This window comes from Sphingomonas sp. (assembly GCF_036402235.1).
Classification (GTDB): Bacteria; Pseudomonadota; Alphaproteobacteria; order Sphingomonadales; family Sphingomonadaceae; genus Sphingomonas.
The window spans coordinates 10,472-32,200 of sequence record NZ_DASWTG010000060.1; the positions used below are offsets into that span (position 1 = coordinate 10,472).

Genomic DNA, 21,729 nt, shown 5'->3' on the forward strand with positions numbered 1-21,729 from the left:
CCGGTTCGGGAGGACTGGCGCCGGCCTCCTTGCGCGGTAAGGTTCATACCGATGGCGGGACCGCTCGAACTGGTGATCATCGGCGGGGGGACCGCCGGCTGGATGTGCGCCGCGGCATGTGCGGTCAGGCTCGTTCCCGCGGGCGTGCTCGTGCGGCTGGTCGAATCCGAGGAGATCGGTACCGTCGGCGTCGGCGAGGCGACGCTGCCGCAGATGAAGGACTTCAACGACTTTCTCGGCCTCGACGAGGTCGAGTTCATGAAAGCGACCCAGGCGAGCTTCAAGCTCGGCATCGAATTCGTGAACTGGGGACGCGACGGTCAGCGTTACATTCATCCGTTCGGCACCTTCGGCCGCCCGATCGGGGAGGCGGATTTCTTCAGCTACTGGATCCGGGCGCGGCGCGCGGGGTTTGCGGCGCGCCTCGACGACTATTGCTTCCCGATCGTCACCGCGTGGCAGAACCGCTTCATGCTGCCCAATGGCGATCCGAACGATGTCCGCAACGCGTTCGCCTATGCCTATCACCTCGATGCCTTTCTCTACGCGCGCTATTTGCGCCGCTGGGCCGAGGTGCGCGGGGTCGAGCGGGTCGAGGGGCGTATCGTCGAGATCGAGCGCGACGGGGAGAGCGGCGCGGTCGCCGCGGTGAGGCTGGCCTCGGGCGCGCGCGTCGCGGGCGACTTCTTCGTCGACTGCTCGGGCTTCCGCTCGCTGCTGCTCGGCTCGACCTTGGGCGTCGAGCTCGAAGACTGGTCGCACTGGCTGCCGTGCGACAGTGCGCAGGCGGTGCCGTGTGCGCGATCGGAGGACTTCACGCCCTATACCCGCTCGACGCGGCGCGCGGCGGGCTGGCAATGGCGCATCCCGCTCCAGCACCGCACCGGCAACGGCTATGTCTATGCGAGCGCACATATCTCTGACGACGAGGCAGCGGCGACCCTGCTCGCCAATCTCGATGGCGAAGCACTGGCCGAGCCGCGCGTGCTGCGCTTCAAGGCGGGCAAGCGAAAGCTGGCCTGGTCGCGCAACTGCATCGGCATGGGGCTGGCGGGCGGGTTCCTCGAGCCGCTCGAATCGACCAGTATCTACCTCGTCCAGATGGCGATCATGCACATGCTGACGCTGTTGCCCGGGAAGGAGGGCGTCGACCCCGCGCTGCCCGCCGAGTTCAACCGGGTGATGGACGTCGAATATGACCGCATCCGCGACTTCCTGATCCTCCATTATCTCGCCAACGAGGCCGACGCGCCCTTGTGGGCGCATGTGGCGGCGATGGACGTGCCCTATACGCTCGCGGCCAAGATCGAGCGCTTCCGCCACCGCGGCCATGTCCAGGCCTATCGCGACGGCCTGTTCGGCCCGCCGAGCTGGCAGGCGGTGTTCGTGGGGCAGGGAATCGAGCCGCAAGCCGCCGACCGCCTCGCCGACGCGCTGCCCGCCGATCTGCTCGAACAACGGCTCAACGCGCTTGCCACGACGATCGCACGCGGGGCTGCCTCGGCGCCGACGCACGCCGAGTTCGTCGCACGCCATTGCCCGGCACCCGCGCCGTGAAGGCCCCGGTCGAGCGGGTCGCAGTCTATGGCGGCGGGATCGCCGCGCCGATGGCCGCGCTCGCCATTGCGCGCGCGTTCGGACGGCTGGGGGCGCAGGTGACATGGATCGACACCGGTGAGGCGCCTCCGCCCCACGCCGCGTTGGTCGGCCTGCCCGACCTGGCATCGTTTCACCGGTTGCTCAGCATCCAGGATGCGACACTGATTGGCGACGCGTCGGCCACGCTCAACATGGGCCAGCAGTTCGCGGGCTGGTCGGGCGGGGAAGGGGCTTTCCTCCATGCCTATGGCGATGCTGGGACGGTGTTCGCATCGCTGCCCTTCGTTCAGCATTGGACACGCGCGCGGCAAGCCGGGCTGCGGGTGGCGCTCGAAGACTTCAGCCTCGCCGCAGCCGCCGCCAAGGAAGGACGGATCGGCGAGGCGCGCGATCCGGCGACGCGGCAGGCGGTAAAGCATGGCTGGCACCTCGATGCGGCGGGCTATGCGGCGCTGCTGCGCGGGGCGTGTAGAAGCACAGGGGTGACGATCCTGTCCGGCACGGGCGCACACCCGCATGCCGGCGATGGCAGGATCGACCGGATCGAGCTTGCCGGCGGCGAGAATATCGGAGCGGATTTGTTCGTCGACGCCGACGGGGAACTGATCACGCGGCTCGATCCACAGGGTGGGATGGCGGGAGCAGCCGGTTGCGACCGGTTGATCCGGGGCTCGGCCGCGCCACTCGAACCTGTGCCGCCTTACAGCAGGGTGACGGCGCACCCGGCCGGCTGGGCGACGCTGATCCCGCTGGGCAGCCGGCTTGCGGTTGAGCTTGCCTATGACAGCCGGTACCTGTCCGATGGCGATGCACGTGCGATGCTCGGGCAGCTTGCCGGGCGCCCGGTCGAGGCCGGCGAGACCGAAGCGGTTTCGGCGATGGTGCGGTCACGGCCCTGGGTCGCAAACTGCGTCGCGATCGGTCGCGCGGCAGGCGCCGCGCCGTTGCTCGACGGAGCGGAATTGCTGCTGCTCCAGCTCGCCGTCGCACAGCTCGTTCTGCTCTGGCCGGTCGATCGCGATGCGATGCCGGAGGCCGATATCTACAATGACGAGCTGAGCGGATCTCGCGCGCGCGTTGGCGATTTCACCGCGCAGCATTTCCGCCTCAACGCGCGGAGCGGCGAACCCTTTTGGGATGCGGCTCGCACCGTGACGGTCTCGGCCGAGCTAGCGGGAAAGATCGACCTTTTCGCCGCGCGCGGCATGTTCGCGCATTTCAATCACGAAGCGCATGTCGAGGATGGCTGGGCCTTGTGCATGGCAGGACACGGAGTGGTGCCGCGCAGCTTCGACCCGCAGGCGTCGCTCGTCCAGGATCAGGCGCTGATGGCCGAGTTCCAGCGCCAGCTCCATGCGATCGCGGTGGAGGTGCGCGGCATGGAGACGCACGCGCAGGCACTGGCGCGCATCCGGAGCAGCGGGCGTTGAGCGCACGGCCGGTCCGCCGCATCGTCATCGTCGGCGGCGGCAGCGCGGGATGGATGACCGCCGCTGCGCTCGGCCGCGCACTGGCGGGGCAGAGCCACAGCCTCACGCTGGTCGAATCCGAGGCAATCGGCACGGTCGGCGTCGGCGAGGCGACGGTGCCGCCGATCCTCGACTTCAACCGCTATCTGCAGATCGAGCCTGGCGAGTTTCTCCGCGAGACCAGCGGCTCGATCAAGCTCGGCATCCAGTTCGACGGCTGGGGCGGCGCGGGCAACCGCTATTTCCACCCGTTCGGCTATTTCGGCGCCGAGATGTCGGGGATCCATTTCCATCATTTCTGGCTGCGCCATGTCGCGGCAGGCGGGGATCGCGATCACGCCGAGTATAATCTTGAGACGATGGCCGCCCGCGTCGGCCGGTTCGCACCGGCGACACGGACTGGGCTGGTCAACCATGCCGTCCATTTCGACGCCTCGCTCTACGCCCGCTTCCTGCGCGGCCGCGCCGAGGCATCGGGCGTCGTCCGGATCGAGGGCAAGGTCGCTCATGTCCGGCTCGATCCCGAGGATGGCTATATTGAAGCGCTGATTCTCGACGACGGGCGCAGCATCGAGGGCGACCTATTCGTCGATTGCTCGGGTTTCCGCGGGCTGCTGATCGAGGGTGCGCTCGAGACCGGCTATGAAAGCTGGAACCACTGGCTGCCGTGCGACAGCGCGGTGGCGATGCCTGCGGCGTCCGATGATGATCCGGCCCCCTTCACCCGCTCGACTGCGCGTGAAGCGGGCTGGCAATGGCGCATTCCGCTCCAGCATCGCGACGGCAACGGTTATGTCTATTCAAGCGCGCATCTCGACCACGACGAGGCGGCGCGGCTGCTCACCGGACGCTTGCCCGGCGCGGCGCTCGCTGAACCCAACCGGCTGCGCTTCACCGCAGGGCACCGGCGGAAGATCTGGAATCGCAACTGCGTCGCGATCGGATTGGCAGGCGGCTTTCTCGAGCCGCTCGAATCGACCTCGATCCACCTCATCCAGACGACGGTGATCCGCCTGCTCGCGTTGCTCCCGCGCGACGGGATCGATTCCAATGTGGTCGCGCGCTTCAACCGCGACGCGCTGCATGAATATGAAACGATCCGTGATTTCGTGATCGCGCATTATGCGCTCGCGGGCCGTGACGACACGCCATTCTGGCGCGATGTCGCTGCCGCAGGAATGCCCGATAGCCTCACCGAACGGATTGAGGCGTTCCGTGCCACCGGCAATATCCTGTTCGAGCCGGGCGACCTGTTCGGCCCGACCAACTGGTATTGCGTGCTGACCGGACAGGGCATGTGGCCGGTGAGCTGGCACCCGGTGGCGGACGGCCTGCCCGCCGCTGAACTCGCCGCACGCCTCGCGGCGCTCAAGGCGCGCGTGGCGGAGCAGCTCGCCGAGCTGCCGCCACATATCGAATTCCTGCGGCGCTTATCCGTTTAGTTCGGCGACGACGTCATAGGCATCGCCGCGATAGTAGCTCTGCGTGAACTCCGCGGTGCGCCCGTCGTGCAGGAAGCCGCGCCGCTCGATGAACAGTCCTGGCGCGCCCGGCTCGACGCCCAGCACTTCGGCCTGCTCCTCGGTGAAGGCGACCGCGCGCAGCCGCTGAAGCGCGCGCACCGGCAGGTGCCCCGCCGCTTCCAGCGCTTCGTAGAGCGAGGCGCCGACGGTCTCGACCGAGGGGAGGCAATAGGCCGGGATCGTCGCATATTCGAGCGCCATCGACGTATCGTCGGCATAGCGGATGCGGTGGAAGCGATAGACCAGGGAGCCGGGCGAAAGGCCCAGCGAAAGCGCTTCCTCCGGCGTCACCGCGCCGGCGGTCTTGCTCACCCATTTGCTGTGCGGCCGCCGCCCGCGCGACACCATGTCCTGCGAGAAGGAGGTGAGCTTGGAGAAGCTCTTCTCGACCCGCGGCCGCGTGACGAAGGTGCCGGCCCCGCGCCGCCGGGCGACGATGCCGTCGGCGACCAGCCCGTCGATCGCCTTGCGCACCGTGATGCGGGACACGTCGAACTCTTCGGCCAGGTCGCGCTCGGTGGGAATCGCCTCCTCGGCCTTGACGATCTTTGCCTCGATCGCGTCGCGCAGGATCTTCTGCAGCTGGAGGTAGAGCGGGGTCGGGTCTTCCTTCTGGAGCGGACCTGTACGTTCGATCAGCGACAAAGCTTGATGCTCCACCTTCACGGCTGCACCCGGCGATAATACCAGTGCGATGCCACCATGTGTTGCATTGGTATCGCAGCGTCAATCGTTAGCGCGCGCATCCCCAACCGAAAGTCCGCGATGGATGGCGCGGGTGAGCGCATGGTCGGGCGTATCCTGCGACAGCTCCCACACCATCACTCCGCCTGCCTTGAGCTTTGCCAGCCGCGCCTTGGCCTCGATCGTCGCCGGGCTGTTGTGAGTGATGTAGCGGCATCCGGCGCACGCGTTGCCGATCGCGTCGCCCTTTGTCGCCTCGGGATGGGCGGTGGCGAGGTCGCGATAGGACCAATTTGGTCTCTCGCCGCCGAAGCCATAGCCGTAGAAGGGGACGCCAAGCACCAGCCGCTCCGGCACGACCCCGCGCGCGAGCCACAGGTCGAGATCGCGCTGTGCCATCGCATAAGGCGAATGCTCCGCGCCGGACGGTCCCCAGCTCGGCCCGATCGCATCATAGGACATGACGTTGACCAGGTCGAAATAAGGGATCGACGCGACCGGGATCATCCCGCCTTCATAGGAGGCGGTGGCGCAGGTCAGCAGCATGCCGCGCGTCTTGAGTGCCACCGACAGTGCCTCGACGAACGGCACGTAATTGCCGGCCCGGTCGATTGCGGTGAGCAGTTCGCCCTCAAGGTCGATGTCGACGCCGTCGAGACCGAGCTGGTCGGCCAGCGCGATGAGCGCCGCGGCGGTTGCGGCACGCTTGTCCGGCGCGAGCAATGCCTTCCAGTCGCCCGAGCAGCCAGGGATGACGCCGCCGCCGACCGAGACCAGCACCTTTGCGCCGCCCGCCTGCAGCTTGGCCACGGTCGCGCGCAGGGGGGCGGCCTTCAGCGGCGCACCGAAGGCGCCGGCCATGCAGGTCATGCTGCCGTCGCGGACGAAGGCGCCCGCGGCATCGGGATTGGCGAAGGCCAGGTTGAAATGGGTGAAGCTCGGCAAATCGGTGCGCTCGATCGATAGCTCGAGTCCCCTGAAAGCAGCGAGATAGCCGACGATCACCGGCTTGCGCAGGGAGGCGTGGGCGGATGGTAGTACTAATATGAAACCAATTATCAGAGCGCACAGCCACAAGATCGGCGTGATCGGCTTCATTTCCCTGTTCCTCCTTCCAAAACCTTCGCTTGCGAAAGAGCGTTGACCCGTTGCGGCGGGCATGACAAATTGAATACAAATTGTCGAGCGGGAGGGAATGATGCAGAGTTCGGGCTGGGCGATGATCGCCGCCATGTTGGTCGCGGCGCCCGCTGCCGCCCGCCCGGAAACGCCCGCGCAGGTGGCGCTGAACACGCTGGCAGATACGCTCGGCTACCGCTTCGCGGTGATCGACAACCAGCCGCAATGCCCGGCGGGCCAGCAGGGCTGCTTCCTGTCGACGATCACGCTGACGCTTCCCCAGGCGCTGCCCGCGGGGCTGCCGCAAAAGGGGCTGTCGCTCTATTTCAGCTTCCCCACGCAGCTCCCGATGATCGAGAGCGACCTGTTCGATCATCAGCTGATCAACGGCGATCTGCAACGGCTGACGCTCAAGCCCGGCGCGGTGCTCAGGCCCGGCGCGACCCATGTCGTCAAGCTGTGGGGCACGGGCAAGTTCTTCTCCAAGGCGTTCCCGATGCCCAACGCCTATCTCGCCCTCGGCGGCCTCAAGGCGCGGACGATCGCAGCGACGCGGGCGAAGATCGATCCCGAGACCGGTCTCGAGATCCTGCCCTTCGTCGCGCCGATGACCGACGAGACGAAGCTCGCGACCAAGGGCGGCGCCGACAGGACCCGCTGGCTGACTGCGGAGCGTGCTTTCACGCTGCAGGCGGGGCGTGAAGCGCCCGCGGCATCGGGCGTAGTAATCCTGCCCAAACCGATGAAGGCAGTGCAGGGAAGCGGTGCGGTGGACCTGCGCGGCGGCATCGCGGTGGCGCTCGCGGGAGTCGAGCGCGATGCAATAGCGCCCGCGCTCGCCGTGCTGGCAGCGGCGGGCGCGAACGAGGGCGGCAGGCTCCCGCTGTCGGTGCGCGTCGATCCCGCAGCGAAGCTCGCGGGGGAGGGCTATGTGCTCGACGTCAAGCCGGCTGGCATTACCGTCACCGCGCGCGATTCGACCGGGGCGAGCCACGCGCTGCGCTCGCTCGCTCAACAGGCATGGTTTGAAGGCGGTTCGATGAAGCCGCTGCATGTCGAGGATGCGCCGCGCTATCCGTTCCGTGGGCTTCATCTCGATGTCGGGCGCAATTTCCACAGCCGCGACGAAATCCTGAAGCTGGTCGAGGCGATGGCCGCGTACAAGCTCAACAAGCTGCACCTCCACTTGGCCGAGGACGAAGGCTGGCGCATCGAGATCCCGGCGCTGCCCGAGCTCGCGCAGATTGGAAGCAAGCGCTGCCACGATCCCGAGGAGAATATTTGCCTGCTGCCCCAGCTTGGCGCCGGGCCCGACGGGACGAGCGCGGTCAACGGCTATCTCACCACCGCCGATTATGTGACGATCGTCAAGGCGGCAGCGGCGCGCGGGATCGAGGTGATCCCGTCGATCGACACGCCGGGCCATTCGCGCGCCGCAGTCACCGCGATGGAGGCGCGCTACCGCCGCCTCGCCGCCGCTGGCAAGCGGGCCGAGGCCGAAGCCTATCGCCTGATCGATCCGGCGGACCAGACGCAGTATCGCAGCATCCAGCATTACGACGACAACACGCTCAACGTCTGCCTGCCATCGACCTACCGCTTCATGGACACGGTGGTCGACGCGCTGGCGGCGATGCACCGCCAGGCCGGCGTGCCGCTCAAGACCTTCCACCTCGGCGCGGACGAGACCGCGGGCGCCTGGGCCAAGTCGCCGGCCTGCGCCGCGATGATCGCCGCGAATGGCGGCGACGCGACCAAGTTGACCTCGCGCTTCATCGAGAAGGTCACCGCGAACGTCGCCGCCAAGGGCATCCGCACCGGCGGGTGGAGCGACGGCATGGGCCATACCGATCCGGCGAAGATGCCCAAGGAGGTCCAGACCAACATCTGGGGCGTGCTCCACGGCGGCGCAGTCCGCGAGGCGCACGACCAGATGAACCGCGGCTGGCATGTCGTCCTGTCGATCCCCGATCTCGGCTATTTCGACATGCCCTATGCCCCGCACCCGGACGAAGGCGGCTATGACTGGGCATCGCGCGGGGTCGATCCCTATCAGGTGTTCGGTTTCATGCCCGACAACCTCCCCGCCAATGCCGCGACGATCCGCAACATCCTGGCACAGGAAAAGCCGATCGAGGATAAGCCGGTGCGCGACGCCGATCGCGGCATCGCGGGGCTGCAGGCGCAATTGTGGAGCGAGACGATCCGCACCGACGCCAATGTCGAGTACATGCTGTTCCCGCGCCTGCTCGCGCTGGCCGAACGCGCCTGGAGCCCTGCGCCCTGGACCCCGGCCTATCAGCCGGGGGTGAGCTATCAGTGGCAGGATGCGCGCGTCGATCAGGCGAAGCTCAGTGCCGGGTGGAAGGATTTCGCCGGGCGTGTCGCAGCGCAGTTCCCGATGCTCGACCGCGCCGGCATCGCCTATCGCGTCGCCCCACCGGGCGCGCGCATCGCGGGCGGCAAGCTCGAGGCGAACAGCGCTTTCCCCGGAACCGCGATCGAATACCGCACTGACGGCGGCAGCTGGACACGCTACGCCGGGCCGGTGGCGGTGACGGGCGCGGTCGATGTCCGCAGCCGCTCGGCCGACGGCAAGCGCGCCAGCCGCACGGTACGGGTCGAACCGGCGCGCTGAGGGCGCGCATGGAGGAGATCGAAGGCGAGGATCGCGCGAGTGTCGCCGCCGCCATCGCGGCGGCGGACCGGCCGGTTGCGATCCGCGGGCTCGCCGCGAGATGGCCCGCGGTGCGGGCAGCGCGCGAAGGCGACGAGGGGATCGCCGCCTATCTCTCGGCGCGCGACACCGGCCGGCCGCTGACCGTGATGGTCGCGCCGCCGCAGATCGAGGGCCGCTATTTCTACGACGAGGCGCTTCGCGGCCTCAATTTCGAGACCGAGAGGATGCCGATGCGCGGCCTGCTCGACCGGTTGCTCGCGCTGCGCGGGCAAATGCATGCGCCGAGCCTCTATGCCGGATCGACGCCGACGCGGGAGAGCGTCGCGCGCTTCGCGGCGGAGAACCCGCTCGCCATCGACACGCAGGGCGTCGATCCGCGCATCTGGGTCGGCAATGCCAGCCGCATTGCGCCGCATTACGACATGGCTGCGAACATCGCGGTGGTAGTGGCGGGCTGGCGGCGCTTCATCCTGTTCCCGCCCGGGCAGATCGCCAACCTCTATGTCGGCCCGGTCGAGCGCACCGTCGCCGGGCAGCCGACCAGCATGGTCGATCCCGACCATCCCGATCTCGAGCGCTTCCCTCGCTATGCCGAGGCGCAGCGGCACGCCCAGACGGTCGAACTCGAGTCCGGCGACGCGATCTACATCCCGCCGATGTGGTGGCATCATGTCCGCGCCACCGGCGATCTGAATGTGCTGGTCAACTACTGGTTCGGCCAGCCGGCGGATCGCTATCCGTTCGCTGCACTGATGCTCGCACTGCATTCGATCCGCGACCTACCCGACGCCGAGCGGCAGGCGTGGCGCGCATGGTTCGATCACTATGTGTTCGGCGAAGGCGCGCACGACGCCGCCGCGCATCTGCCGCCCCACGCGCGCGGCGTGCTCGGCCCGCCATCGCCCGCGCGCGACGCGATGATGACCAGCTATGTCGCGGGGACGATCCGCGGCGGGCGCTAGCGCCGCGGCCGTTTCGCGCGATAGTCGCCCGGCGTGATCCCGGCACGCTGCATCTTGTCGTAGAGCGTCTTGCGCGGCACCCGAAGCAGTGCGACCGCGCGGGTGACGCTGCCGCCCGCCGCCTGAAGCGCCTCGCGCACCAGCATCTCCTCATAGGCGCGCACCCGCTCGGCCAGCCCCCGTTCCGCCGCCGCCATTCCCGCCGGTCCGGCAAGGTCGAGCACCGCGCTGAACGCGAAGTTGCGCAACTCGCGAACATTGCCGGGCCAGTCATGCTCGATCAGGTGGCGGCGCACCGCATCGCTCATGCGGAACCCGCCCTGCCCGGTCTGCTCGGACGCTTCGCGCACGAACGACGCAAATAGCGGTGCGATATCGGCGCGGCGCTCCCGCAGCGGGGGAAGTGACAGCCGGACGACGTTCAGGCGGAAGAACAGGTCGCGGCGGAATTGCCCGGCATCGATCAGCGCCTCCAGCCCCGGTTTGACCGATGCGATCACGCGCAGGTCGAGCGGGATCGGCCGCGCCTCGCCGATCGGCAGCACCTCGCGCTCCTCGATCACGCGCAGCAGACGCGACTGAACGCCAAGCGGCATGCCGTCGATATCGTCGAGAAACAGCGAACCCTTGTCCGACGCCTCGATCCGTCCGGTGCGCGCGAAGCGGGCGCCCGGCACGGCATCCGCGGCATGGCCGAGCAGCTCGATCTCGGCATGCGCCTCGGGCAGCGCCGCGCAGTTGACCGCGACGAAGGGGCGGGCGCTGCGCGGCGATCCGCGGTGGAGCATCGCCGCGACCAGCTCCTTGCCGGTCCCGGTCTCACCCTCGATCAGCACGTCGATATCGGCGCGCGCGACCTGCGCGATTGTCTCGCGCAGGCGAACCATCGCCGGGCTGTCGCCGATCAGCGGGCTTTCGCTGCGCGCTGCCGCGTCGGCGCGCAGACGGCGGTTGTCGAGCACCAGCGCGCGGGCCGCCAGCGCCTTGCCCGCCGAGGCGGCGAGGTGCCCGGCGGCAAAGGGCTTGGCGAGGAAGTCGAACGCGCCTTCCTGCAGCGCGCGCACCGCCATCGCCACATCGCCATGGCCAGTGATGAGGATGACCGGAATCTCGGGATCGATGGCGCGGATGCGCTCGAAGAACTGGAGGCCATCCATCCCCGGCATGCGGATGTCGGTGATCACTGCGCCGGCGAAGCCGGGGTTGATCGCGCCGAGCGCCGCCTGCGCGCTGGCAAAGGGCTGGACGACGAGGCCTGCCAGCTCCAGCGTCTGGACATTCGCTTCGCGCAGCGTGTCGTCGTCATCGACGAAGAGGATCGCGGGCTCAGCCATGCGCCGCCTCGGGCAGCTCAAGGCGGAATGCGGCGCCGCCGAGCGGAGATTCGGCGAGGCTCAGCTCGCCCCCGAAATCGCGCGCGATGTTTCGCGCGATCGGCAGGCCGAGGCCGAGACCCTCGGCGCGGCCGGTGACGAAGGGCATGAACAGCTGATCGGCAAGCTCGGGCGCGACGCCGGGTCCGTTGTCGGCCACGGTGAGCGCGATCCGCGCTTCGGTGCAGGTGGTGGTGATACGGATGACAGGTTTTTCCTGTCCGGCGAGCGCGTCGAGCGCGTTCTGGATCAGGTTGATCAGGATCTGCTCCAGCCGCACGCGATCGGCTGTGACGTGCAGCCTCAAAGGACCCGTGCGCTCGAGCAACACGCCCTGCGCGCGCACCCGGTCGCCGATCAGCAGCAGGGTCGATTCGATCGCGGCATTGACATCGACCGGTCCGGTCTCCGGCGTGCGCCGCCGAGCGAAGTTGCGCAGTTCGGCCGTGATCGCGCCGATGCGCTGGGTGAGATCGACGATGCGCCCGAGATTCTCCTCCGCCTTGTCGCCATCGCCGCGGGCGAGAAATCCCTGGGCGTTTTCGGCGAAGCTGCGGATCGCGGCGACCGGCTGGTTGATCTCGTGCGCCACGCCCGCAGTGATCTGCCCGAGCGAGCCGAGCCGGTTGGCCTGCGCCAGCTCCTCGCGCGCGGCGCGGTAGCGCTGGTCGGCGCGCGCGCGCTCGGCGCTTTCGGCGACGAGCTGGGCATTGGCGTCGCGCAGCTCAGCGGTGCGCTCGGCCACCTGTCCTTCCAGCGCGCGCTGCGCCGCGATCTGGAGCAGGCGGCGCTCGCGCGCGCGCCACAGCAGCAGCAGAGCGCCGGCGATCACGATCAGCGCGCCGAGCGACGCCAGTCGGGCATTGGCATTGGCGCTGCGCATCGCCGGATCGAGCGGGTAGAGCACGCGCATCTGCGCCCCGGCGAGCGGCAGCCCGGTCGTGGCAAGGCGGCTTCCGGGCGTCTCACCGCCCATGCGCGCGGCGGCGCCGTCGATCGCCAGCGGCAGCGGAGCCAACGGTAGGCTGCCATATTGACGCGTTGCGCGGATCGCGGCGCGGTCGCGCGCGCCGAGCCGGCCGACCGTGCCGAAGCGCCAGCCGGGCTCGCTGGTGACGATCACCACGCCATGCGTGTCGGTGACCAGGGTCTCGCCCTGCTGGTGTGCCCAGGCGGCCTGCATGCCTTCGAACTCGATCTTGACCACGATCACGCCGAGCGGGCGCGCCGCGTCGCCGATCCGCCGCGCGAGATAGAGGCCGGGGCGGCCGCTCACCGTGCCGAGCGCGAAAAGCTCGGCATCGCCGTCGCGGATCGCGCCCTGGAAATAGGGGCGGAAGCCATAATCCTGCCCTACGAAGCTGGCGGGGAGGCGATAGTTGCTCGCGGCGATCGCGCGGCCCCGCGCAGTTAGCACATAGATCGCCGCGGCATCGGTGCGCTGCGCCATCAATGCGAGCCGGGCATTGATTCGCTCGACCAAAGCGGCGTCGCGCGTCTCCAGCATCGCTCGCACATCGGGATATTCGGCGAGCACCAGCGGCAGCAGCCGGAATTTCTGCAGCTCGCTGGCGAACAGGCCGGCGTTGTCGCGCGCCAGCTGCGCGGCGGCGCGGTCGGTGGCGGACACGGCCTGTTGCTGCGCGACGCGGAAGGCGAGGACGGCGACCAGGGCGAGCAGCACCGCGCCCGCCGCGGCCAGCAGCACGAGACTCCGCGTCGATCGAGTCACGCCTTTCATTTGTGCGGAATATCACACATTCTTGGATTTGCATGTGCGCATTTTCGCACAGGTTCGGCAGCGACGTTCGCTGGTAAAGTCATGTAAATCAATTGTTTGGCTCGATTCTTGGGTTTGTGCGGTGACGGAAGGATAACGGCACCGCCGCCGCACGCGGCCCAGAATCGACGCCGGCAAGGCGCGACGGGAGGATAGAATGGCGATCGCACTCGAATATTCGACGCAGCCGCAGGGGCGCGGTCACTGGCTTGGGCAGCTCTATGTCCAGGTGCTGATCGCGATCGCGCTCGGCGTCGGCATCGGCTTCTTCTGGCCGGTCGCGGGCGAGTCATTGAAGCCGCTCGGCGACGCCTTCATCAAGCTGGTCAAGATGATCATCGCCCCGGTGATCTTCCTGACGCTGGTCACCGGCATCGCCGGGATGACCGAGCTCAAGTCCGTCGGCCGCGTCGCGGGCAAGGCCTTCGCCTATTTCCTGTTCTTCTCGACCCTTGCGCTGATCGTCGGGCTGATCGTCGCCAACACGATTCAACCGGGCGCGGGGATGAACGTCGATCCCGCCAGCCTCGATACCGGCGCGGTCAAAGACTATGTCGCCAAAGCACACGACAGCTCGATCGTCACGTTCCTGATGGCGATCATCCCGACCACCTTGGTCTCGGCGCTCACTGGGGATTCGCTGCTCCAGGTGCTGCTGGTGTCGATCCTATTCGGCATCGCGCTGTCGATGGTGGGTGCGCCTGCCGCGCCGGTGCGCGACCTGCTCGAAAAGACCGGGCTGGTGGTGTTCAAGCTGGTTGGCATCCTGATGCGCGCGGCGCCGGTCGGCGCGTTCGGCGCGATGGCCTTCACCATCGGCAAGTACGGCATCGAATCGCTCGCCAATCTCGCCGGGCTGGTCGCGACCTTCTATCTGACCTCGGCGATCTTCGTCGTGGTGGTGCTCGGCATCGCCGCCAGGCTCGCCGGCTTCTCGATCTTCAAGCTGATCCGCTACCTCAAGGCCGAGCTGCTGCTGGTGCTCGGCACCTCCTCGTCCGAGAGCGCGCTGCCCAGCCTGATGGACAAGATGGAGCGCGCGGGCTGCCAGAAGTCGGTCGTCGGCCTGGTCGTGCCGACCGGCTATTCGTTCAACCTCGACGGCACCAACATCTACATGACGCTGGCCGCGCTGTTCATCGCGCAGGCGTGCAACGTCCACCTCACGCTCGGCGACCAGATCGCGCTGCTCGCGATCGCGATGATCTCGTCCAAGGGCGCTGCCGGCGTCACCGGCGCTGGCTTCATCACGCTCGCCGCGACGCTCTCGATCGTGCCCGACGTGCCGGTCGCGGGCATGGCGCTGATCCTCGGCATCGACCGCTTCATGTCCGAATGCCGCAGCCTCACCAACTTCATCGGCAACGCCGTCGCGACGGTCGTCGTCGCGCGCTGGGATAATGCGCTCGATCGCGAGGCGCTGGCCCGGGCGCTCGCAGGCCCCGTCCCCGAAGGACCGGTGCGCCCCGCGGTCGAGACCGATTCGGATTGAATCAGGACAAGGAAGAGCGGGCGAACGACCCGCCTTCCAGCAAGGGAGAGAAGAGCATGACCGACCGCAACAGGCTCTGTACGCTGGGCACCGGCACCGCGCTGATCGCGCTGGCGATCGCGCTGCCTGCATATGCGCAGGACGTGCCGGCGGCTGATCCCGCCGCGGAGGAGCCGGCGCCGGCCGAGGTCGTCGTGGTTGGCACCCAGATCAAGGGCAAGGACATCACCACCGCGCTGCCGGTGTCGGTGGTCGACCGCAACCAGATCGACGCGACCGGCGCGCTCTCGGGCGACGACCTGATCCGCTCGATCCCACAGGCGGGCGACGTCACCTTCAACGAGGCGAACAACCCGCAGACCAGCAACGCGGCGCGCGGCGACGTCAACTCGATCAACTTGCGCAACCTCGGCGTCGGCAACACGTTGGTGCTGCTCAACGGGCGCCGTCTCGTTTCGCACCCGACCAGCCAGGCCGGCGACGGCAACGTGCCGGTGCTCGGCTACAACTCCAACTCGCTGCCCGTCGCGGGGCTCGAGCGGCTGGAGATCCTGCGCGACGGCGCCTCGGCGATCTACGGCTCGGACGCGGTGGCGGGCGTCGTCAACACCGTCACGCGCAGCGACTATGACGGCGTCGAGGTCAATTTCCGCTATGGCTTTGCCGAGGGCACGCACCGCAAGGAGTTCGAAGGCACCGCGCTGGTCGGCCACAGCTTCGACGAGGGCCGCGGCAGTTTCTCGCTGTTCTTCAACTATGTGCGCCGCACCGCGCAGCTCGCCGAGGATCAGCCCTATACCGCGACCGACAATCTCATGTCCTATTTCGAGGACGATCCTGCCTATGCCGGCAACCTGACGGCGGACGGCCGCGCCACGCAGAGCCCATGGGCAAACCTCGCCGTGGTCGGCGGGCCCGGCACGATCCGGCGGAGCCCGGGCAACCAGGCGATGACCTCGTCCGCCGGGGCGTTCCACACCCAGTCGAGCGCCAATCCGGGCTGCGCGTTCACGGTCAACTCGAACGTCTGCTTCGGCACCGGCACCCGTGCCACCGGCACGACGCTGCGTAGCGAGCGGTTCGACACGCGCCCCGGCACCACCGTCACGCCCTCGTTCAACCGCTACAACGCCTTCTTCACCGGGCGATACGAGCTGAGCGACGTGGTCGAGCTCTATACCGAGCTCGGCTATTACCTCGCCGACACGCAGCGCATCCAGCCGCCGACGATCAACTTGAACGCCATCGTCATCCCCGCGAGCAACTATTGGAACCCGTTCGGCCCGGTCACCTTCGCCAACGGTCAGGCCAACCCCAACCGCATCCCCGGCCTCACCAACGTGCCCGCCGCCGGCCTGCCGGTACGTCTCACCACCTACCGCTTCGTCGATGCCGGCAACCAGGTGGTGGATGTCGAGAACTGGCAGTCGCGCTTCCTGCTCGGCGCGCGCGGCAAGCTCGGCAGCTTCGACTACGACACCGCCGTCCTCTATTCGGAGGCGCAGGCGCGCGACAGCTCGAACGCGATCGACATGACGGCGCTCCAGCGCAACCTCGCGCTATCCACCCCCGACGCCTACAACCCGTTCAGCGGCGGCTGCTCGGCGACGCCGTCGGTCGGCGACTGCTCGCCCGCGAGCCAGGCGACGATCGACTCATTCAGCTTCAACCTCGTCCGCAAGTCCAAGACCAGCCTGCTGCTCGGCGACTTCAAGCTCTCGAACGCCAGCCTGTTTGATCTGCCCGCCGGCGGGCTCGGCATTGCCATCGGCATCGAGGGGCGGCGCGAGACGCAGGAGGATATCCGCGACCCGCGCCTCAACGGCACGATCACCTTCACCGACATAGTGACCGGCGAGACCAACCTCTCCAACGTTGCCGCGGTCAGCCCGACGCCATCGACGCGCGGCCGCCGCAGCGTGTTTTCGGCCTTCGCCGAACTCGCCGTGCCGGTCGTCTCGCCCGAGATGAACATTCCGCTGATCCACCGGCTCGACCTGCAGCTCGCCGGACGGTTCGAGAACTATTCGGACTTCGGATCGGTCGCCAAGCCCAAGATCGCGGGCGCATGGGACATCGTCGACGGCCTGCGCCTGCGCGGCTCGTGGTCGCAGGGCTTCCGCGCCCCGAACCTCGAGCAGACCAAGACCGTCGCCTATTCGCGCCTCGGCTCGAACGAGGATTATTATCGCTGCGCGGTCGATCTGCGGCGCCCGGTCAACCCGATCCCCAACATGGGCCAGTGCGCACGCAGCAGCAGCTATTCGATCTTCATCAGCGGCAATCCCGACCTCAAGCCTGAGGAAAGCACCAACTGGACCGTCGGCACGGTGATCGAGCCCAGGTTCATCCCCTCCGAATATGGCCGGCTGACGCTCACCGCCGATTTCTGGTCGATCCAGCAGACCGGCATCGTCGGCCAGTTCGGCCCGCGCAACGCGCTGGTGCTCGACTATCTCCTGCGGCTGCAGGGATCGAGCAACCCGAACGTGGTCCGCGCCGCGCCCAATGCCGACGACGTCGCCTTCTTCCAGGGCAGCGGCCTCGCCCCGGTCGGTGCGGTGACGCGGATCAACGATCAGTTCACCAACCTGCTGCCGCAGACCGTGCAGGGCATCGACCTTGCCGTGCTCTACAATGTCCGCACCGGCATCGGCCGGTTCGACGTCGCGATCAACGCCGCGAGGCTCACCAAATTCTCGCGCGACACGCCGCCGGCAGTGCAGGCGCTGTTCGATGCGCGCGAAGCCGGCGCGATCGATCCGGCGACCCCGCTCACCGACGCCAGCGACCTGCTCGAGGAGCGCGGCCGGCCCAAATGGCGTGTCACCGGATCGCTCACCTGGAGCCACAAGGGCTTTCAGATCGGCGCGTTCGGCAACTATATCGGCAAGGTCTACGACACCAACTTCCTCGACGCGCAGGGCAATCCCTATCCGGTCGAGGGCAAGGCATTCTTCAACCTCTACGGCCAGTACCGTATCCGCAAGGGGCCGCTCGCCGACACGCGCTTCCGCATCGGCGCGCGCAACATCTTCGACACCCGGCCGCCGATCACCGCCGACGGCTATCTCGGCTCGCTCTACGTGCCCTATGGCCGCTACATCTACGCCTCGATCGGCAAGAAGTTCTGAGGGAAATGATGCGCTGGCTCGCCGCTATGCTCCTGCTCATCGTCGCGGTTCCGGCTGCGGCACAGGGCGGGGAGGTGATCAACCTCTGGTCCGGCGCGATGCCGGGCGGCGGCAAGCCCCCCGGGCCGGAGAAGGTCGGCAGCGGGGGATCGGCGACCGGGTCGGTCTCCAACGTCACCGTGCCGCGCATGGTCGTGGTGCGGCCGAAGAACCCCAATGGCGCGGCGGTGCTGGTGATCGGCGGGGGCGGCTATTTCCGCATCCAGATCGGCAGCGCGGCGATGCCGGCTGCGCAGTGGCTCGCCGAGCGCGGCGTCACCACCTTCGTCCTCTACTACCGCCTGCCCGGTGACGGCTGGAATGCCGATGCGCCGTTCCAGGACGGCGCGCGAGCGATGCGCATGTTACGGGCAAACGCCGCGAAGCTGGGGATCGACCCCAAGCGGATCGGCGTGCTCGGCTTTTCGGCCGGCGGGCATCTTGCTGGCGCGTTGGCGACGCGTGGCGCGGACAGTTTCTATCCTGCGGCCGATGCGGTCGATCAGGTGAGCGCGGTGCCGGACTTTGCCGCGCTGATCTATCCGGTCGTGTCGATGCGCGCGCCGATCGACACCACGCGCACCTTCCGCCAGCTGAAGGGGCTGCCCGATTTCCGCGACGCCTTCTCGATCGAAGCCCATGTGAGCGCGGCGACCCCGCCGATCTTCCTTGCCCATGCCGCGGACGATCCGATCGCCGCGCCCGAGCACAGCCTGCGCCTTCATGCCGCGATGCTGGCGGCGAGGCGCCCGGTCGAGCTGCATCTGTTTGAGAAGGGCGGGCACAGCTTCGGCCTGGGCAAGCGCGGGACGGACACCACTGCATGGCCGCGGCTGTTCCTCGCCTGGATGCGCGGGCATGGCTGGGTGCCGCCGCGCACGGACGAGAATTAGCTCGTCGCCCCTTCGGCCTTCAGCTTCTCGTAGCGCTTGACCGATTTCACCATGTGCTGGCGCGCCGCGCGCCGCGCGGCATTGGCGTCGCCGGCTTCGATCGCGGCATAGATCGCCTCATGGTCGCGGTTGATGATGCGCGCGTAGCGCTGATGCTTCCGCGGCTCGCTCCCTTGCAGATAGAGCTTGCGCGACGGCACCAGCCGCACGCCGAGGAACTCGGTGAAGCGCAGGAAGTAATCATTGCCGGTCGCACGCGCGATCGCGGCGTGGAAGGCGGCATCGGCGGAGACCGATCTGTCGACATCGGTGCTCGAATCCATAGCCGCCAGCGCCTTGCGGATCTCGGCCAGATCGGCCTCGGTACGGCGCTCGGCCGCGAGTGCGGCCATCTCCATCTCGAACCCCATGCGCATCTCGAGCAGGCGCAGCACGTCATCGATCTCGCTGACCTCTTCGGGGGTCACCTGAAAGGCGCGATATTGCGCGCCTTCCGCAACATAGGCGCCCGATCCGCGCCGCGAGATCAGCAGCCCGCGCGCGGCGAGCCGCGAATAGGCTTCGCGCACCACCGTCCGGCTGACCCCGAAGGTCTCGGTGATCGCCTTCTCGGTCGGGAAGCGCGATCCCGGGGGCATCTCCCCCCGCTCGATCTGTTGTTCGAATCGCTGGACCAGATCATCGGCCAGCGACGCTGCCTTGGTCGCCATGATGCGAGCGTTACCATTGCCAGCGCGGCGTTGGCTAGGGTGCGAAATTGGGCCGCTGTCCATCGACATGGGCTTGCCACGCCTCGCGCGTGGCGAAATCCGGGCCGCGATCCCAGGCCGCGCCGGCGTGATAGACGAACGGCCTGCCCGGCGTGGCGCGCACGAGGATCAGATAATTGTCGGCATCCTCGGCAAAGCCGGCAAAGGCGCGCGGATCGACCATCACCGCGGCTGCCATCGTGCCCTTGGCCGGGTCGGTCGGACCCCACCAGCTCATCCGCGCGCGCACTTCGTCCTTGACGATCTTGCCGAGCGGCGCACCGGCGATCGGGCGCTTGGAGATGCCGATGCCGACGATCAGCTCGCCCGCCCGGTTCGAGTCGAGCGTCGATACCATCCGCGTGAAATGGGTGCCCGCGGGCAGGACAAACCGGCGCGTCTCGGAAACGGTGCGCGCTACATCGACCGGCCACGCCTCATAATCGACGGTAAAGTCCGCCACCTGCGGCCCGGACTGCGCGATCCGCGGCCGGACATAGTTGCGCGACGTCCATAACTTGTTGTCGTGCCAGATGCCCAGGCCGCCGACGCCGCGCCCGGTGCCGACATTGTAGAAGTCCAGCCCTTCGCCATGATCGGCATGCTGGTCCCCTGTGCGCAGCTGCCGGTCCATGTACGGCCAACGCACGCGCTTGCCCCAGGCATCGACGCCCGAGGACGAGGGCGGCTCGGCCCCTTCCAGCGCGCGGCTGTAGATGCGGAAAGCGATCCGGTCATTCTCCCACAAGAGGTCGCCATAACGATAGTCGGCGATCGTCACCGCGGCGCGCGCCTGCTTCTCCGCGTCGGTCGCGGGACGCAGCGGCGTGTGATCCTGCGCAGACGCGGCGCTCGCGGCGAGTGCGAGAAGGAGAGGCGCCGGCCGCATTACCAGCTCCACATCGTCCCGTCCTCGAGCCGGTTCACCGGCAGGTAGGCGCGGTCATAGGGGAAGGTCTGCGCGAGCGCCTCGTCGATCTCGACGCCCAGGCCCGGCGCGTCGCCGGGGTGCAGCATGCCCTCGGCGAAGCGATAGCCATGCGGGAACACGGCATCGGTCTCGGGCGTGTGCCGCATATATTCCTGGATGCCGAAATTCGGGATGGCGAGGCCAAGGTGCAGCGCTGCGGCCATCGTCACCGGCGACAGGTCGGTCGCGCCATGGCAGCCCGTGCGCACCTGGTATAGATCGGCCAGCCCCGCGATCTGGCGCAGATGCGTGATGCCGCCCGCATGCAGTACGGTCGCGCGGATATAGTCGATCAGCCGGTTCTCGATTAGCGCCTTGCAGTCCCATACCGAGCTGAAGATCTCGCCTACCGCGAGCGGTGTGGTGGTATGCTGGCGGATCAGGCGGAACGACTCCTGATCTTCCGCCGGGGTGGCGTCCTCGAGCCAGAAGGGGCGGTAGGGCTCCAGGTCCTTGCCCAACCGCCCGGCCTCGATCGGGGTCAGGCGGTGGTGGATGTCGTGCAGCAGGTGCACGTCCCAGCCCAGCGCCTCGCGCGCCGCCTTGAACAGCTCGGGCACCACGCGCAGGTATTTGGACGTCGACCAGACATTCTCGGTCGGCAGCGCCGCGTCGGCCGGCTCGTAGAAATATTTGTCCTTCGACACGCCATAGGTTGATGCCATGCCCGGCACGCCGCATTGCAGTCGGATCGCCTTGTAACCCTGTGCCTGATAGTCGAGCGCAGCCTGGATCGTATCCTCGATCGAGCTACCATTGGCATGGCCATAGACCATGCATCCTTCGCGGGAGGCACCACCGAGCAGCTGGTAGACCGGCAGTCCCGCGAGCTTGCCCTTGATGTCCCACAGCGCCATGTCGACCGCAGCGATCGCAGTCATCGTCACAGGGCCGCGGCGCCAATAGGCACCCTTGTACAGATACTGCCAGATATCCTCGATGCGATGCGCGTCCCGCCCGATCAGGCAGGGGGCGACATGCTCCGAGAGATAGCTCGCCACTGCCAGCTCGCGCCCGTTGAGCGTCGCATCGCCGATGCCCGTCGTGCCGTCGTCGCACTCGAGCTTCAACGTCACGAAATTGCGGCCGGGGCAGGCCACGATCACCCGGGCTGACACGATCTTCGGCATTCAATCCCCTTTTGTCTTGACGGAGAGTTGTGTGACAACCTTATTGACAGAATCGCGAGAAAAGGAAAGAGTTTGTCACCGGTGTCAAGCAAAATAGTACGACAAATAGAGTGGGAGGCGGGAGTGGGCAGAG

The 21,729-nt window shown here is 67.8% G+C and carries 15 protein-coding genes; 8 read left to right on the forward strand and 7 right to left on the reverse strand.

The features are described 5' to 3' along the window. The first annotated feature begins 51 nt into the window (after positions 1 to 51). From VGD28_RS12745 to VGD28_RS12755, 3 genes are read left to right on the forward strand one after another with little or no spacing between them, the layout of a single operon-like run. Complete coding sequence (locus VGD28_RS12745; RefSeq protein ID WP_331028721.1) at positions 52 to 1,557, forward strand: tryptophan halogenase family protein; 1,506 nt, start codon at positions 52 to 54, stop codon at positions 1,555 to 1,557. Then, on the forward strand, positions 1,554 to 3,029 hold the full coding sequence (locus VGD28_RS12750) for a tryptophan 7-halogenase (RefSeq protein ID WP_331028722.1): 1,476 nt from the start codon (positions 1,554 to 1,556) through the stop codon (positions 3,027 to 3,029). The genes VGD28_RS12745 and VGD28_RS12750 overlap by 4 nt, the downstream gene beginning before the upstream one ends. Then, on the forward strand, positions 3,026 to 4,510 hold the full coding sequence (locus tag VGD28_RS12755) for a tryptophan halogenase family protein (RefSeq protein ID WP_331028723.1): 1,485 nt from the start codon (positions 3,026 to 3,028) through the stop codon (positions 4,508 to 4,510). The genes VGD28_RS12750 and VGD28_RS12755 overlap by 4 nt, the downstream gene beginning before the upstream one ends. On the opposite strand, the gene VGD28_RS12760 is transcribed toward VGD28_RS12755, so the two are convergent. Both VGD28_RS12760 and VGD28_RS12765 read right to left on the reverse strand, forming a co-directional pair. Beyond that, complete coding sequence (locus VGD28_RS12760; protein WP_414714499.1) at positions 4,499 to 5,251, reverse strand: GntR family transcriptional regulator; 753 nt, start codon at positions 5,249 to 5,251, stop codon at positions 4,499 to 4,501. The genes VGD28_RS12755 and VGD28_RS12760 overlap by 12 nt on opposite strands. A gap of 66 nt (positions 5,252 to 5,317) precedes the next feature. After that, positions 5,318 to 6,373: a glycosyl hydrolase family 18 protein gene (locus tag VGD28_RS12765; RefSeq protein ID WP_331028724.1), complete on the reverse strand. Its 1,056-nt coding sequence runs from the start codon at positions 6,371 to 6,373 to the stop codon at positions 5,318 to 5,320. A 97-nt stretch (positions 6,374 to 6,470) separates the two neighbouring features. On the opposite strand from VGD28_RS12765, the gene VGD28_RS12770 reads away from it, so the two are divergent. Both VGD28_RS12770 and VGD28_RS12775 read left to right on the forward strand, forming a co-directional pair. Continuing rightward, positions 6,471 to 9,032, forward strand: coding sequence for a family 20 glycosylhydrolase (locus VGD28_RS12770; protein WP_331028725.1), 2,562 nt, complete (start codon positions 6,471 to 6,473; stop codon positions 9,030 to 9,032). 8 nt (positions 9,033 to 9,040) lie between these two features. Beyond that, on the forward strand, positions 9,041 to 10,036 hold the full coding sequence (locus VGD28_RS12775; protein WP_331028726.1) for a cupin-like domain-containing protein: 996 nt from the start codon (positions 9,041 to 9,043) through the stop codon (positions 10,034 to 10,036). Here the strand turns inward: VGD28_RS12775 and VGD28_RS12780 are convergent. Then, the gene (locus tag VGD28_RS12780) at positions 10,033 to 11,370 is read right to left on the reverse strand and encodes a sigma-54 dependent transcriptional regulator (RefSeq protein ID WP_331028727.1); all 1,338 of its coding nucleotides are present in this window, start codon (positions 11,368 to 11,370) and stop codon (positions 10,033 to 10,035) included. The genes VGD28_RS12775 and VGD28_RS12780 overlap by 4 nt on opposite strands. Next, positions 11,363 to 13,150, reverse strand: a complete 1,788-nt coding sequence (locus tag VGD28_RS12785; protein ID WP_331028728.1) for a sensor histidine kinase — start codon at positions 13,148 to 13,150, stop codon at positions 11,363 to 11,365. The genes VGD28_RS12780 and VGD28_RS12785 overlap by 8 nt, the downstream gene beginning before the upstream one ends. Before the next feature lie 196 nt (positions 13,151 to 13,346). Here VGD28_RS12785 and VGD28_RS12790 point away from each other — a divergent pair, with 196 nt between their 5' ends. Genes VGD28_RS12790 through VGD28_RS12800 form a run of 3 tightly spaced genes read left to right on the forward strand, consistent with a single transcriptional unit; the run spans position 13,347 to position 18,747 of the window. Further along, positions 13,347 to 14,681 carry a dicarboxylate/amino acid:cation symporter gene (locus VGD28_RS12790; protein WP_331028729.1) on the forward strand — a complete coding sequence of 445 codons (1,335 nt, stop codon included), beginning with the start codon at positions 13,347 to 13,349 and terminating at the stop codon, positions 14,679 to 14,681. Positions 14,682 to 14,737: 56 nt separating this feature from the next. Beyond that, positions 14,738 to 17,815: a TonB-dependent receptor domain-containing protein gene (locus VGD28_RS12795; RefSeq protein ID WP_331028730.1), complete on the forward strand. Its 3,078-nt coding sequence runs from the start codon at positions 14,738 to 14,740 to the stop codon at positions 17,813 to 17,815. 5 nt (positions 17,816 to 17,820) lie between these two features. Then, positions 17,821 to 18,747 (forward strand): alpha/beta hydrolase, encoded by a 927-nt coding sequence (locus VGD28_RS12800; RefSeq protein ID WP_331028731.1) that lies wholly within the window; start codon positions 17,821 to 17,823, stop codon positions 18,745 to 18,747. Here VGD28_RS12800 and VGD28_RS12805 read toward each other — a convergent pair. The 3 genes from VGD28_RS12805 to manD are packed head-to-tail and all read right to left on the reverse strand — an operon-like array spanning position 18,744 to position 21,596. Continuing rightward, positions 18,744 to 19,457, reverse strand: coding sequence for a FadR/GntR family transcriptional regulator (locus VGD28_RS12805; protein ID WP_331028732.1), 714 nt, complete (start codon positions 19,455 to 19,457; stop codon positions 18,744 to 18,746). The genes VGD28_RS12800 and VGD28_RS12805 overlap by 4 nt on opposite strands. Positions 19,458 to 19,491: 34 nt before the next feature. After that, positions 19,492 to 20,385: a DUF4861 family protein gene (locus VGD28_RS12810; RefSeq protein ID WP_331028733.1), complete on the reverse strand. Its 894-nt coding sequence runs from the start codon at positions 20,383 to 20,385 to the stop codon at positions 19,492 to 19,494. After that, positions 20,385 to 21,596 (reverse strand): D-mannonate dehydratase ManD, encoded by a 1,212-nt coding sequence (gene manD / locus VGD28_RS12815; protein WP_331028734.1) that lies wholly within the window; start codon positions 21,594 to 21,596, stop codon positions 20,385 to 20,387. Before manD ends, VGD28_RS12810 begins: the two co-directional genes overlap by 1 nt. Between the last annotated feature and the right edge of the window lie 133 nt (positions 21,597 to 21,729).

Excerpts from the sequence above, each read along its gene's own strand:
- VGD28_RS12745 (WP_331028721.1), top strand. The coding sequence starts at position 52 with ATGGCGGGACCGCTCGAACTGGTGATCATCGGCGGGGGGACCGCCGGC.
- VGD28_RS12765 (WP_331028724.1), bottom strand. The coding sequence starts at position 6,373 with ATGAAGCCGATCACGCCGATCTTGTGGCTGTGCGCTCTGATAATTGGT.
- VGD28_RS12770 (WP_331028725.1), top strand. The coding sequence starts at position 6,471 with ATGATGCAGAGTTCGGGCTGGGCGATGATCGCCGCCATGTTGGTCGCG.
- VGD28_RS12775 (WP_331028726.1), top strand. The coding sequence starts at position 9,041 with ATGGAGGAGATCGAAGGCGAGGATCGCGCGAGTGTCGCCGCCGCCATC.
- VGD28_RS12780 (WP_331028727.1), bottom strand. The coding sequence starts at position 11,370 with ATGGCTGAGCCCGCGATCCTCTTCGTCGATGACGACGACACGCTGCGC.
- VGD28_RS12785 (WP_331028728.1), bottom strand. The coding sequence starts at position 13,150 with ATGAAAGGCGTGACTCGATCGACGCGGAGTCTCGTGCTGCTGGCCGCG.
- VGD28_RS12790 (WP_331028729.1), top strand. The coding sequence starts at position 13,347 with ATGGCGATCGCACTCGAATATTCGACGCAGCCGCAGGGGCGCGGTCAC.
- VGD28_RS12795 (WP_331028730.1), top strand. The coding sequence starts at position 14,738 with ATGACCGACCGCAACAGGCTCTGTACGCTGGGCACCGGCACCGCGCTG.
- VGD28_RS12800 (WP_331028731.1), top strand. The coding sequence starts at position 17,821 with ATGATGCGCTGGCTCGCCGCTATGCTCCTGCTCATCGTCGCGGTTCCG.
- VGD28_RS12805 (WP_331028732.1), bottom strand. The coding sequence starts at position 19,457 with ATGGCGACCAAGGCAGCGTCGCTGGCCGATGATCTGGTCCAGCGATTC.
- VGD28_RS12810 (WP_331028733.1), bottom strand. The coding sequence starts at position 20,385 with ATGCGGCCGGCGCCTCTCCTTCTCGCACTCGCCGCGAGCGCCGCGTCT.
- manD (WP_331028734.1), bottom strand. The coding sequence starts at position 21,596 with ATGCCGAAGATCGTGTCAGCCCGGGTGATCGTGGCCTGCCCCGGCCGC.